The 13,856-nt window shown below is 56.5% G+C and carries 10 protein-coding genes; 8 read left to right on the forward strand and 2 right to left on the reverse strand.

All coding sequences use genetic code 11. The annotated features are described in order from the left end of the window. Positions 1-236: 236 nt before the first annotated feature. The gene (locus tag TERRO_RS08445; RefSeq protein WP_014785586.1) at positions 237-1,727 is read right to left on the reverse strand and encodes a right-handed parallel beta-helix repeat-containing protein; all 1,491 of its coding nucleotides are present in this window, start codon (positions 1,725-1,727) and stop codon (positions 237-239) included. A 342-nt stretch (positions 1,728-2,069) separates the two neighbouring features. Between TERRO_RS08445 and TERRO_RS08450 the strand changes: the two genes are divergently transcribed. The 7 genes from TERRO_RS08450 (at position 2,070) to TERRO_RS08480 (ending at position 11,319) form a co-directional block, all read left to right on the forward strand. After that, on the forward strand, positions 2,070-3,092 hold the full coding sequence (locus tag TERRO_RS08450) for a glycosyltransferase family 2 protein (protein WP_425358500.1): 1,023 nt from the start codon (positions 2,070-2,072) through the stop codon (positions 3,090-3,092). Between the two features lie 1,156 nt (positions 3,093-4,248). Then, the gene (locus TERRO_RS08455; protein ID WP_245536255.1) at positions 4,249-5,640 is read left to right on the forward strand and encodes a glycosyltransferase family protein; all 1,392 of its coding nucleotides are present in this window, start codon (positions 4,249-4,251) and stop codon (positions 5,638-5,640) included. Between the two features lie 307 nt (positions 5,641-5,947). Continuing rightward, a complete protein-coding gene (locus TERRO_RS08460; protein ID WP_157178294.1) occupies positions 5,948-6,712 on the forward strand; it encodes a hypothetical protein in 765 nt (254 codons plus the stop codon). Continuing rightward, on the forward strand, positions 6,713-7,597 hold the full coding sequence (locus TERRO_RS08465; RefSeq protein ID WP_052313299.1) for a hypothetical protein: 885 nt from the start codon (positions 6,713-6,715) through the stop codon (positions 7,595-7,597). It abuts the gene before it with no gap. Positions 7,598-7,906: 309 nt separating this feature from the next. Beyond that, on the forward strand, positions 7,907-9,361 hold the full coding sequence (locus TERRO_RS08470; RefSeq protein WP_014785591.1) for a sugar transferase: 1,455 nt from the start codon (positions 7,907-7,909) through the stop codon (positions 9,359-9,361). Positions 9,362-9,514: 153 nt separating this feature from the next. After that, positions 9,515-10,120 (forward strand): polysaccharide biosynthesis/export family protein, encoded by a 606-nt coding sequence (locus tag TERRO_RS08475; RefSeq protein WP_245536256.1) that lies wholly within the window; start codon positions 9,515-9,517, stop codon positions 10,118-10,120. After that, the gene (locus TERRO_RS08480; protein WP_014785593.1) at positions 10,120-11,319 is read left to right on the forward strand and encodes a glycosyltransferase family 4 protein; all 1,200 of its coding nucleotides are present in this window, start codon (positions 10,120-10,122) and stop codon (positions 11,317-11,319) included. Before TERRO_RS08475 ends, TERRO_RS08480 begins: the two co-directional genes overlap by 1 nt. 7 nt (positions 11,320-11,326) lie before the next feature. Here TERRO_RS08480 and TERRO_RS08485 read toward each other — a convergent pair whose 3' ends face one another. After that, positions 11,327-12,538 carry a glycosyltransferase gene (locus tag TERRO_RS08485; protein WP_014785594.1) on the reverse strand — a complete coding sequence of 404 codons (1,212 nt, stop codon included), beginning with the start codon at positions 12,536-12,538 and terminating at the stop codon, positions 11,327-11,329. A gap of 153 nt (positions 12,539-12,691) precedes the next feature. Here TERRO_RS08485 and TERRO_RS08490 point away from each other — a divergent pair, with 153 nt between their 5' ends. Beyond that, positions 12,692-13,825, forward strand: a complete 1,134-nt coding sequence (locus tag TERRO_RS08490; RefSeq protein WP_014785595.1) for a glycosyltransferase family 4 protein — start codon at positions 12,692-12,694, stop codon at positions 13,823-13,825. Positions 13,826-13,856: the final 31 nt, after the last annotated feature.

Here is a 13,856-nt window from a genome sequence, read left to right on the forward strand (position 1 = left end):
ACGCTTTGCTCACAGGAGCGAAGACGTTAAAGCCAGAGCCAAAGGCAGAGTCGAAACGTGGCAATTGTACGTAGTGGACGTATCCCGGGGCACTCTCGTCAAAAGCACTCCCCTCTGCGATGCACACCAAATTGCGATGCGGAGGCGCGTCGCATCGAGGATGTCTTTACGAAGAAGATCTCGCTTGGCTGTCTGCTCTTACGGTCAGGAGAGCAGACAGCCAAGCGAGATGAGTCTTACTTCGTGATCTTCTGAAATTCCGCGGCCGTGTAACGGTGCGCGCTATCCGTAGGATCCTTGATCCTGTAAGCAAATGGCCTTGGCACGGCTGTGTTCAGTATCCATGAAATGCTACCGCGAAACTTAACGGCTCCAGCGCTTGCTGTCGTGTACAAAGGGCACCCCGAAGCGTTGTTGGAATCGTAGCGCCCGCCTTCAATGCTGACGCCAATTGCATTACCTTCAACCGTTATCGAGCAGGCGTGCACATCTGTGATGATGTTGTTGACATAGCGGGCGTGGTCGCCTCCATTGCCATCAATCCCGTTGTACAGTCTGGAATCGCGGCTGAGGCCCAGGTGTGCAATGGTGTTATCAGCGGCATAGCCGTACGACTGAACCTGTATACCGAAGCCACGGCTGTTGGTGATGGTGTTTGATGTCACCTGGTCATACGGGCTGTCTGCGGTAATGTTGCCTTCATTGTCGGAAAGCGTATTTTCTGCGATGAGGTTATATCGGCATGTTGAAGCGAGACCATAAGGACGGTCTTGAATGCCCATGGCGTTGGTCGTCTTCACCGTGTTGCCTTTTACCAGGGCACCATATGTGCCCCGCAGTTCAATGCCGCCGATGTTGTAGTTGAGACCGTAGGGAGAATCCAGGCGACCGATGTTGTTGTTGGTGATCTGCCATCCCATCAGCGCGCGCGAGCCAAACGATGTATTTGCCCGCACCAGGATGCCACCTTCGAACCCGAAGGGCATAGGGGCGGTCGAGCCGGTATTGAACGTCGTCAGCGCATTGAGCGTGTTGTTCTGGTTGCCACTCGTCCCGAACAGGTTTCCATAGTCGAGGACAAACGCGACACCAGAGTTTGTCGTTCGAATGATTTCAAGGTCTTGAACCGTGACATAGGATTTGTTTGAGGCGACGATGCCGCTCTTGTGGGTGCTGCCGGAAACCTCGATGGTGTGCTTGGCTGGGTCACTGCCATCCAGCAGGTGGACGTACAGGGTGTCCGCGTCCGCGTAGAACGACCCGGCAGTATTGATGGCATTCGCGAGGTTCGACTGACGTGTAAGCGGGATCGTCTGCTTGTAGAGGGCGTCCACGAAGACCTTGTAGCTCGCTTCGGTGCGATGCGTCTGGTAGGTGTCGGAGGAGATGAGGCTCCATCCGCTGATAGTGTCGGCGCCGTCAATGATTGGAAGCCGACCAGAACCGTATGCGCCGACGACCAGGCGACTGTTGAACGAGGAGCCGGAGCTGGGGATTAAGAATTGCTCATGCCAGACGTCCCCACGCTTTAGCAGGATTGCGTCGCCACCCTTAAGATGAACGAGGCTGCTCGCCTTCGCAAGTGTTTCAAAGGGGGCAGACTGGCTCAGACCGTCATTGCTGTCATTACCAGCAGACTGTGACACAAAGTAGCTGGTGGCAGAGGCAGGAAGTGTGGCAAGCGCGCACAGGATCGTGGGCGCGCAGAAGCGCGTCAAGAAAGTCATGGGGTCCCCAACCGGTTGTGAAATTTTCTGCGGAGTGCGTACAACCTTTATAGCGCGGTTTGTCTTGGCAGAATATGGCCATACTTACCACTTTTTAGGGAATTAATTCCCTAGTTGCGGGAGGAATTACCTTTTCATTGAAATCTGGTTGCTCGGGACAACGGTTTCACTCGTGTTGCCGAAGCTTCATACGCCGGGTCAGGATGGCGGTGAGGAGTCCAGCCCGTCACAGGTGCACCGCAGTATCTGATCTGCTCGCGATAATTCTTTCAGATACGATTACTCAGGATTGCTTGAGAGTGGGCCAGCGCGCGACTTCGCGGTTCGGCGATACAATTGTATGTGGATGCAAGTAGCATTGAGGAGAGCTCCATCTCACCACATACCAAATCAGATCGACATGTTCTAAGTGCCTGTGTATTGCTTTGCACCTATAGGCGGCCGATTGATGTTGAGCGTTGCATCCGCGCACTCGCGTTGCAAACGCGTCTTCCAGACGAGCTACTGGTTGTGGTCCGTGACGAGGATGTGGCGACGCAGACTTTCGTGGCGCGAATGCAGCCTCCGCCCTTTCCAGTACGCATCATCATGGTCCACACTGCTGGCTTAGTTGCCGCGCGGAATGCCGGGCTTGACGCTGTTCGAAGCGACATCATCGCCATGATTGACGATGACACGGCACCGCTGCCTGAGTGGCTGGACCGCATCTGCACGCACTTTGAGACGGACTCGACCGTGGGGGCAGTGGGCGGGAGGGATCGCCCTGCTGGGCCGCACGCCGGTGCAGAGGTTCGCCAGCCGACCGTGGGCATTCTTCAGATTCACGGGCGCTACATAGGGAACCATCACTGCGGCATCGGTCCGCCAAGGCCGGTTGACCTGTTGAAGGGCGCCAACATGAGTTACCGCGCCGCAGCGGTTGCCTCGTTGCGCTTTGACAAACGGCTGCTAGGCCGGGGGGCACAGCCATGCGAAGATCTTGCCTTTTCACTCGCCGTGCGTGGTGCCGGTTGGAAGCTGATTTATGACCCTGAAGTAGTGCTGGATCATTACGAAGGCGATCGCGAAGAGCTTCGACACTACGCCGGAATGATGCCCATCAAGGATGGCGATGCGTTCGGTGAGATGACCTACAACTGGGTTGTGGCGATCTGGGACCACATTTCCGTACCGCGGCACGTGTTGCATATCATATGGCAGGTGTTGGTCGGCACGAGAGCTAGGTTCGGTCTGCTGCAGGCGCTGCGATTTTTGCCAGCGCTGAAAGGTGCCTCATGGCAGCGCTTCTGGTACACGCAGAAGGCCCTCTTCCGCGCTTACGTGCACTTGGGATTGCGCCGCGGCACAGAGCGCAAGTCGGTATAGCGTCAAAAAGACTTCAGCAGCTCAACATGCCAAGAACGGACGATTCTTTACGCCGGCAAGGACGCCATCGGCCAATGCGTTTACAGCGACCGCATTGTGGACAGCGCGGGATTTTCTTTATCGCAAGTACCGAAGCGCACTCCGTGTGGGACTAGGAGCACGGAACTCGCAAGAAGACGACTTTAGCGCAGAGCTGCAAGGCAGCTATCGGTGTTCCAGCCAAGCGGCGCAGACGCAGTGTTCTGACGCCGGCCGGTCCGACGGCACTGAAGGAACGACGTTGCTGGCAGTCGGCAGGGTGGTGGAAGAACAGAAGCGCTTTGCAGATCCGTTGCAGGAGCTCGTGTGTCTGCCTGCTGGAGTTCACTGTCGACCTGTAGGTCAGGTCCTGGTGAGACGCCCTTGAAGGAAACGTGCGGGCAACCGGGTATGACTGGACGGTGTGCGCTTCGCCAGCTTCTTCTCACACCGTGAAGGTCTGCACAAAAGGTACTGCGGATGCGCGTGTTCGTGTCAACCTGCATTGGAGATGGTGGCTGGTGCTGGCGACGAGAGTTGCGGCTCGCCCGTGCTTGCGACCCTCTCCCGAATTTTGGATTAATGCTCTTAGCGGTCTCAGTACGCCACTGATTGGGGAGCAATCCGGACGTGTGTGCTGAGTAGAGCAGTGTTCGGAGCAGAAGCCCGCAGCGTTCCTACATCGCGTAAACCCTACTATTTAGCGGCCATCCGAAGCTGTCGGACCCGAATGCCGCTTGATCCCGACTCCTCTGCAAATATTTGCAGTTGATTGCCGTAGACGCATCACTTCGGCCACTCAAGTGCAATGTCAATGGCATTCGTCCAAAGACTTGGACCCGGGGGAGCCACTGGAATGCAAACAATCACTGAAGTACAGGAAAGTCGACCCGCGCGGCCGCTAGGGACCATCCGGTCTGTCCGCGAGCCGTCGGACCGCATCTGTGCGATAGCGATTGCGCTGCTCTACCTTGTCACGTTCCTGATCCTTGCGAGCGCTCTGCGCACCCGATTCGGCTTCCCGCTGGATGATTCGTACATCCACCAGACAGTTGCTCGGAATCTGGCCTATCACCACGTCCTTGGGTTTCTTGCGGATCGGCCATCGTCCGGCTCTACCAGCCTTTTGTGGGAGTTTTTGCAAGCCGCCAAATACACACTGCTTCCCGGTCTGGATCCAGTCTTTTACAATCTCGGTCTGAGTCTGGTGATCCTGCCGGTTATTGGCAGCACCTTCTTCCTCCTGGCCCGGCGTGACGGCATGTCGTGGAAGGCGTCCGCCGTGCTTGCCGCCGCACCCACGCTATCCGGCAATTTTTTGTGGCTTGGCCTGATTGGCATGGAGCACCTGTTTTTTGTAGCATTCTCCCTGTTGGCGATCCTCTTTTGGTTTGACGGTGGGAAGCCGAGTCTGCGCCAGGTGATAATTGCCGGCTTTTTCAGCGGTTTAGTGGTGCTGACGCGGCCGGAGGCGGTGGTATTTGCTCCGATGCTGCTGGCGGTGACAGCCGTGAGCCGTTCACGTCCACGTCCCTGGCGGGATTACGCCATTGTTACTGCCCTGTGGTTTGTGGCCACTTCGCTGGTGGTGTCCGCGAATTTCTGGACTTCAGGCTCGCCCATGCCGGCCACCTTACAAGGACGGTCCTGGCTATACTTCCACAGCACCGGCGGATCGCACTCAGTCGGCACCATCCTGCGCTTCGTGGGTGGATGGGTACAGCGGCTGCCGCGAGAGTTCAGCACAGGGTTCGTGAATCAGTTGAGTTCGCCAACTCAACTCGGCACGCGGACGGGACTTATCGGTGTTGTGCTGCTGGCTTTCATGATTTGCGGTGTCGTTGCGCTTCTGCGTCGCAAGCCGCTTCGCATCAAGTTCCTGCTGCTTTGGGCTTTAGTTCACTTTCTCACTTATCTGGCCACATTTCCCGCAGCAGGCCATGGTGGACGCTATCAGCCGATTGTGGTGATGTTGCTGTTCCCACTGTTGTTCTTCGGGGTGTTGTTTGCGCTGCGCCGCATGGTTCATCTTCCTGCGAAGGTAGCATTTGCACTCGTCTTTTTTGTGATGCTAGTAAGTGGCGTGGCTTCCATCTCCACTTGGCGCCGGGTAACGGAGTCTGGAGTGGCTCACATCAGCCGCGTGCATGGCGAAATCGGCACTTGGATGCAGCAGAACCTGCCGCCCGACACGCGCTTGGCAGCCTTTGACATCGGTCGAGTCAGTTACGAGTGGAAAGGCCAGGTCATCGATCTGGGAGGCCTCGTCGATCCGTCCTACTATCACTATCTGGTGAGCGGACAGGTGCCGCAATACCTCCGTGACAAACGGATTCAATATGTCATGTTGCCAGGCGCCGGTACGAAAGACATGGGGTTCTCAGACCGCGACGGGCTTGAGGTCGTGTTCCGGCGCTGCAGCGAATCGGCCGACTGGCTGCTGGGATGGCGGTACACCATCAACGCGACTCAATGCCAGGAGATTGACCGAGTGCCGGACGCGACCGAGGTTGGAGGCGCTAAGCGGTGATGCTCAAGCACAAAAGTGACCTGCCAGACGCGTTCAGAGTCACGATCGCTTCAACGCGTGCTAATGGGTACATCTTCAAAGTAGCAGGGGTTTGCATGACAACACTTCCATGGCACCTGACATCTGATCTAGGGAGCAGGACGGGTTGTGATTTACGGCACAGGCATGACCCTATGTTCAACGTCACAGGTAGGAAGCATGGGTCACTCCGCGATGGAGCGAAGGTGCTCAAGTGGAGTGTTTTACGATGATGCAAAGCCTGGTTCGTAGTCACAGTAGCGTTCTCTGTCTACTGTTACTTCCGTTCGTGATCAGTGGCTGCTCCACGAACGGTGGCGGCAGCGGCAGCGGGGGGGGAACTGGTAGCACAAAGACCTACCCGGACTCAACGGGGAACTGGGTGGTGCAGGCTACTGCGACGTCAGGTACGGCTCCGTTTACTCTGCTCAGCGGCTACATCAACGAGCAGCAGACGGGAACCTCGCACCCGACAACAGGAACCTTCCTGCCTGCGTCCACGGGCTGCTATGCGGCGGCTGCTAACGTGCCGATGAACGGCGTCATTCAAGGTGTGCGCCTTCACCTTGTCTCATTCGGCCTCGACCAGCAGGTTCTGGATATTTCTGCGGCGAAAGACGATACCTCGACACACTTCACCGGGACGTACAGCGTGACCGGTGGCTGTGCGGATGGCACTGCAGGCACCGTTGCAGGTACACGCTATAGCGCGCTGACCGGCACCTATAGAGGGTCACTTAGCGCAGATCCGGCGACGGTGGTCACGTTGACACTGAATCAGTTCGCACTGGGTACGGGCGAAGCGAAGTTCCTCGTGAGCGGCTTTGCGGTGGTCGCGGGGCAAACCTGTTTCACCACGGGTACTCTCAGCACCGCGAATGGGTCGGTGATTGGAAACCACGTGCAAATGAGCTTCCTAAATTCAAATGGCCCAAAGATGGATGTTACCGGCGAGTTTGACGCCGAGGCAACGACCATCAGTGTTTCCGGTCTCCTGTTTACAGGTGCCGGGTGCCCGACCAACGTCGCTCAAGCGACGTTGACGAAAGTTTAGGTGATCTTCTCGATGACTGACCGGTATCAATCCTCATCCGCAACGAAGCAAAGACCCGAAGTCGGGAGCCGTCAGCGTGCACAACGTTTCGCTGCGATGGCCAGCCTCACCGGGCTACTGGTGGTCATCGGATGCGGATATGGCGGCGTCCCGATTGGCGACGGAACAGTGACTCCTCCTCCTGCAGTCGCCAGTGAGATCGGGAACTGGCAGGTACAGGCCACCAGCACCGCTGGAACATCGCCATTTATTGCGTTGGCCGGCTGGATCTACGAGCCCAAGTCCACAGGCACGGCGGCTGTAACTACGCAGAGTGTCTTTCAAGTCACTCCGGGCGCGAGCAATTGTTTCGTAAGCGCGACAACATTGCCATCACAGGGAACTCTGACGGGAAGAGCGCTCGTGCTGAACGGTTTCGCAGTCAATGGCCAGTACTCCACGATCAATGCCACCCAGGATGAGACTGCCACGCATTTCACTGGAACATATTCAGTTCGCGGAGGCTGCGCATCGGGTACAGCCGGTACCGTGACCGGTACGCGTTACGACGCGCTCACGGGTTCTTATCGCGGCGCGCTTGCCGGTGGACAGACATTCGTTATCGCTACGACACAGGATCCGTATCCTGATGGAACGGGTTATTTCTCTCTTTCAGGAAGCGCAACGGTCATAGGCACCGGTTGTCTGACGGGCGCAACGCTCGATGCAGATTCAAGCTATGTGATTGGTAGTTCGGTGTCGATGACCCTGGTCTCGGCGAGTGGATTGCGACTTACATTGGTTGGCTCCTTCACCCCCGACGCCTCATCAATCACAGTGACTTCCGTCCAAATAGCCGGAGCCTGCGCGGATTCCTTCGGTGCTGGAATGCTTTTGCGTCAGTAGGGAAATTATTTTCCTCTTTGTGTCGTTAAGCTATCGACCCTTGGCACCGCCGAAATAAAGTCAGATGTTTCCCGGTCGATCGTTCAATCTGAAGGCATAGCAAAATACCCTTTCGTGCATACGTCTGACAAGGAAACTAAGCGCCAATTCGCGCCTAGCATGCCAATAACTTTAAAATTCGCGCGTTAACCGCGTTGTGGCGTTCCAACTGCAAGGGTAGTCGTGAAGACTTGCACAGTGCATTGGACCCATAGTGGATCACCGAGCGCTGTGCCCTATGTCGCACAACCTGAACGCGCGGAGACACTTGTGAAGAATCTGGAACTAAACCTCAATAGCCCACCCGTACGATTCTTCCCGGCAGCGCAGGCTGAGCATACTTCCGTGGTGTATGGAGTCTTACGCGGGATTGTCCCTGTGGCTGCGGCTGCACTCGCGTGGGTATGGGTAACGCATGACTTGCATCTCTCTACGCTCCACGAAGGATGGGACGTAAAGTTTGCGTTCTCCCGCGTGCTGGTGGTGTTAATGGCAATGGTGCTGTGGAACATGCTGGTGTATCTGCGTCCCTTGGATAACAGTAAGCACCTCTGGCTATGCGAGCTACAGGGCGTTGTGATGGCGTCGATTTTGTGTTCCGCGTTTGGCTTGGTGTGTGCCCACTCAATTCTAGGGATCGGAAATACAGGCGTCGCGGCCGAGAGTGCGTGCCTGGCCATGTTGGCCAGTAGTGCGCTTTTGGTTCTGCTAGAGTTTCAGCGGCCTAACGTCAAACGCCACCTTGGCTGGGGCAAGCCGGATGCGATCATTGTCGGATCTGGCAAAGGTGCAGAGGCAGCACTGCTCGAGATCAGCGAAACCTACAACGTCGTGGGTTGCGTAGATGATCGTCTCCAGCCTGGCAGCAGCCTCCTCTCCAGGTATCTAGGCGAAATCGACGCTCTGCCGAGCCTTCTAAAGTATCATCCGGTTGAGGCGGTCGTGATTGCGTTACCCACCCGTTCTCACTATGACCACATCCAACGAGCCCTTACGCTTTCTGAGAATGCCGGCGTGACTGTCCATCTATCCGCGAGTTGCTTTAAGACTCGGATCCTTACACATTCCAGCCGGTCACAGATTCTTCGTCGCGGAGTCATGTTGCATGCGAAGCGATTTGATGTTCGCGATGTAGTCAAGCGCATAATGGACTTTGGTCTGTCATTCGCCGCAGTCGTTCTGCTCGCTCCTGTTCTCCTACTCATCGCTTTGCTCATCAAAGTGACGAGCCCCGGCCCAGTGATTTTCATTCAACAGCGTTACGGCATGAATCGAAAGAAGTTCCCGATCTACAAGTTCCGGACCATGTGCATCGATGCTGAGGCAAAGATGAAGCAGTTGGAAGCGATGAACGAGATGGGTGGACCCACGTTCAAGATGAAGAATGATCCGCGCATTACGAAGGTCGGCAGGTTTTTGCGCGCCACGTCTCTGGATGAACTGCCGCAGCTGTTCAATGTACTTACGGGCGACATGTCTCTGGTTGGTCCGCGACCTTTGCCGCTGCGTGACGTTGGTCTATTTGAAGAGGGCTGGTTACTGCGTCGCTTCAGCGTGAAGCCGGGACTTACCTGTCTGTGGCAGATCAGCGGGCGCAGCAACACAACATTTGACACATGGATGCGCCAGGATCTTGACTACATCGATAGCTGGTCCCTATTCCTGGATTGCCGCATTCTGCTCAAAACAATACCTGCCGTGATCCGCGGTAGCGGCGCGATGTAGTTCGGCGGAACCCCGATCAAAGATCGTAACAAGGGGCGTTCGCCCCAGGAGTACACATTGCAGATCATAAGAAAATCGAAGCGAGTACTGAATAGGATGATGCTGCGGCAGATAGCCCTTGCTATCTTTGCAGTCGGCATTTTAATGACGTCCATGGCGGCGCAGGTCGCGCTGAAGCAAAGAAGTTCGTATCGGCTGCACGCGGGCGATCAGTTGACCGTGCAATTCACCTATACGCCTGACCTAAACCAGGCAGTTACTGTTCAGCCCGACGGCTATATCGTTCTGCCGAGTACTGGTCAGGTTCAAGTCGGTGGTCGCACCGTCGATGAAGCCATCAAGCTGATCGAGGAAAAGGCAGCGGGCCATCTTAAGGATCCTGAAGTCGCGATTGTGCTGACAGACTTCCAGAAACCCTACTTTATCGTTGCCGGCCAGGTGAACGCTCCTCTGCGCTACGACATGCGTGAACCCACGACAGCCCTGAAGGCGGTCATGCTTGCCGGTGGTATCAAGTCCACGGGTAAAGAGAAGCAGGTAGTCGTATTTCACGACATGGAGGGCGCGTCGCCACAGGTACGAGTGCTCAATCTGAAGAAGATGTCGGATCCGAAGATCTTCGAACATGATATGGAACTCTCGTCCGGAGACATCGTCTTCGTTCCACGCACCACGATGGACAGAGTCGCAGATGTTGCCAAGGTGGCCGCTACGTTCGGCCTCTACCTCAACGCAGCCACCTATATCATCACTCGATAATGACCAAGTCGTCGTCGAGCCCTCGTCGCACCCGAGTCCTGTATATAGACCAGACCGCATCCATGAGTGGCGGTGAGCTTGCCTTACTGTCACTCATTCAGGAGCTCGACAAGCAGGCCTTCGATCCTACGGTTTTGCTCTTCGAAGATGGTCCGCTTGCGACCAAACTCCAGGGCCTAGCCGAGGTCGTCATCCTGCCCCTCGACTCCAGCGTGCGGGAGATGCGAAAGGAAGCGGTTGGCGGAACTTCTTCCATGGGGTTCTCCAAGGCGTTCGTCCTTATGGGCTACATCGCTAACCTGGTGCAGACTGTTCGCCGACTTCGGCCGGACGTGGTCCACACAAACTCCCTGAAGGCTGACATCCTTGGCGGCCTGGCAGCGCGTCTTCTTAGGATTCCTCTGATCTGGCACGTCCGCGACCGTATCGCGGACGATTACCTTCCGCATCGTGCAGTCATCGTCTTTCGAAAGTTATGCCGAATCCTGCCCAACTACGTCATTGCCAACTCGTATGCCACGCTGGAAACACTGTTCCTTCCAACAGGCAAGCCGCAGTGTGTCGTCTCGTCCGGCTTTGATGTAGCTGCATTTGCTCAGGTGGGTGCAGAACGTGCACCACTCGCGGATGCGATGAAGATGGGCAGAGTCGAGATTGGAATTGCTGGGAGAATCAGCCCTTGGAAGGGACAGGATGTCTTCCTTCGCGCCGCCGCGCTCATCCATGCAGTCTTTCCCGCTACCCACTTTTCCATCATTGGGGCTGCACTCTTCGGAGAAGCGGATCACGAAGCGAAGCTCCATGCTCTGACGCACGAACTGGGCCTTGATGACGCCGTGACCTTCTGCGGATTCCAGGAAGATATCGCCACGGCCATCGGCGCCCTCGACGTCCTGGTCCATGCATCGATCATCCCTGAGCCGCTTGGTCAGGTCATTGCCCAGGGTATGGCCGCCGGCAAGCCAGTCGTTGCCGCCCGCGGAGGAGGAGCTTCGGAGACGGTACGGCACGGCGAGACCGGATGGCTCGTGCCGCCAAACGATCCGGAGAGTCTTGCAGGGGCAGTGATTCATATCTTGCGGAATCCGCAGGCCGCACAGGAAGTCGCTCGTCGTGGACAAGTGACCGTCAAAGATGAGTTCGATCCCAGGGCAGTAGCTGAGCGAGTCGAGCAGGTGTATCGCTCGCTACGGCGATAGCGAGCAGCTACGCCAATGCCTTCGGATGACGCTCGTCAATAATCTGCTGAAGATAATGGACGAACTTGCGTGCGAAATGAATGCGATCAAATCCCTCAGCATGTGTGCGCAATGCCTGCGGATCCCATGCGATGGTTTCTGCACGCAGCATCGCATCTTTCATCGACTCAGCGGTGGGACGAGCAAAGTGGACGCCGGTCACACCGTCCACGACCGTATCGAGGGCCCCGCCTTTGCCAAACGCAATCACGGGGCGACCAGACGCCGCAGCCTCAAGGGGCGTAAGGCCGAAGTCTTCTTCACCAGGGAAAAGGAAGGCCTTGCAGTGCGATAGCAGGTGCGCAACCTGTTCGTCGGGCGCGCGACCTGCAAACGTGATCTGATCACCCGCCATGCCTTCAAGACGTGGGCGATCCGGTCCCTCGCCCACCACTATCAGCTTGCGTCCAAGTTCGTTACAAGCCTGTATCGCGAGGTCAACACGCTTGTATCCAGCGAGTCGCGAAATGACCAGGTAGTAATCATCTGTTTGGTCGGCAACTGTGAAGCGGCTGCAGTCAATGGCTGGGAACATAACAATTGAGTCGCGGTTGTAGTATTCGCGAATGCGCTCCGCAACCACGGTCGAATTTGCGATGAAGAAATCAGTGTTGTTCGCGGCCTTCTGATCAAGGCCTCGCAGCAAACGCGTCACGCGGCTGAGGACCGCATTCACCACCGGATTCAACGTCTCGCGGCTAATGTAGTCCTCATACCTCCAGATCCAACGCGTCGGCGTATGGCAGTAGCACACATGCACAGCACCCTTGGGTTTCGGCAACATCTTCGCGAAGCCGTAGCAGCTGGAAACAATAAGGTCATAGCCTTTCAGGTTCAGTCCACGCAGCGCAATCGGATACAGAAGAAAATAATGACGGTAATACTTCTTCACGTTCGGCAGATGCTGCATCCACGTCTTCACGATGTTGCGTGTCCGCATGTATGCAGTCAGCCTTGCCTCGACCGTTACCGTCGTGAACACTTTCGCGGTTGGGAGAGCGCGTGCAATCTCCTCAGCAACTCGTTCGCCGCCTCCAGCTTGCACAAAGTTATCTTGCACAAAAGCAATGCGGATGGACGGGGCGGCCAGTTCTGTTGGTTCGGTGACGGGTAAATGGTCGTTCGCTTGCATTGATTCCTTTTGGAAGGGGTTGTTCGTCGGATTGCGCATCCAACCCATCGACTACACTTGAATGGCGTTGAAATTGCATGACCACTCACTGGTATTTATAGGTAGGATGCATCCTATTCAGCTAATGAAGTCTAAGCAATTCTCAGGCCAACTCGAAACAAAACACCTGCACACCACAATGAACGGAGTCATGAAATACGCATGAAGAGTTTTCAGCTCGCTCTTTCCTGGTGCACGACTGGCGCCGGAGGCTCAGGTCGCGTGGTACAGACACTTGTCGATCATCTCCCTGAGCAAGGTGTACAGGTGAACGGCGCTGTGCTGGCGCCGGCAGATGTAGCGCAACAGACTGGTGGACGATTCACCGCAATTGCTCCCGTGGGGACTGGTGGCATCAGGCGTCTAGCCTTGACGCGTCGCGTTGTCCTCGATGCTCTGACCAAACAAAAGCCTGACATCTTCGCATCGCATTTTGCCATGCTCGCGCTCCCTTCTCTTGATGCGGTCAAGCGTCAACCTTTCGTCGTCCACTTTCATGGTCCATGGGCAGATGAAGCGAGGGTGCAGGGCAGTGGTGCCGCAAAAGCAATGGCGATGCGAACCGTCGAGAGGCTTGTATATTCTCGCGCCGATCTCGTCATTACTCTCTCTCTCGCATTTTCGAAGGTGCTCCAGGAAAGCTATGGCATCGCGCAGGAGCGCATCCGCATCGTTCCAGGCGCTGCAGATCTTCAGCGCTTTGTTCCGGCTGCAACGCGTGCGGCAGTTCGTGCGGAACTTGGCTGGCCACAGGATCGTAAAATCCTAATCACGGTTCGTCGTCTGGTGCCGCGCATGGGCCTTGGGAATCTGCTGACTGCAATAAGCCGCCTTCGGACAAAGCACCCGGATATGCTCTTGTACATGATCGGAAAAGGCCCGCTTCAACCGCAGTTGCAGGCACAGATTGAAGCTCTGGGGCTCCAGGACCATGCAAAGCTGTTGGGCTACGTCGCCGAAGACGATTTGGTGAAGATGTACGGTGCTGCCGATCTCAACGTTGTGCCTACACTCGCGCTGGAGGGCTTCGGCCTTGTCGCGGCAGAGTCGCTTGCGGCGGGAACGCCTGCATTGGTGACTCCTGTGGGAGGACTCCCTGAAGTTGTCGGAGGACTGTCCGACAGTCTGGTGCTCGCGTCCACCTCTGCCGAGGATATTGCGCGCGGACTCGACGCCGCGTTGTCCGGAGACGCGCCCCTACCGACGACCGCAGCCTGCAGAGCGTATGCAGAGCAACATTTCAGTGCAAACCTTATGGCCGAACGAACCGCCGCCGTGTACCGCGAACTGGTCTAAACGTCGGCGTCCGCCGCCGCTCATGGAGACG

The sequence above is a fragment of the Terriglobus roseus DSM 18391 genome (assembly GCF_000265425.1).
GTDB lineage: Bacteria > Acidobacteriota > Terriglobia > Terriglobales > Acidobacteriaceae > Terriglobus > Terriglobus roseus.

What these genes read in the sequence shown, in the direction of transcription:
- TERRO_RS08485 (WP_014785594.1), bottom strand. Translation starts at nt 12,538, where the DNA reads ATGGGTTGGATGCGCAATCCGACGAACAACCCCTTCCAAAAGGAATCA.
- TERRO_RS08445 (WP_014785586.1), bottom strand. Translation starts at nt 1,727, where the DNA reads ATGACTTTCTTGACGCGCTTCTGCGCGCCCACGATCCTGTGCGCGCTT.
- TERRO_RS08480 (WP_014785593.1), top strand. Translation starts at nt 10,120, where the DNA reads ATGACCAAGTCGTCGTCGAGCCCTCGTCGCACCCGAGTCCTGTATATA.
- TERRO_RS08490 (WP_014785595.1), top strand. Translation starts at nt 12,692, where the DNA reads ATGAAGAGTTTTCAGCTCGCTCTTTCCTGGTGCACGACTGGCGCCGGA.
- TERRO_RS08475 (WP_245536256.1), top strand. Translation starts at nt 9,515, where the DNA reads ATGGCGGCGCAGGTCGCGCTGAAGCAAAGAAGTTCGTATCGGCTGCAC.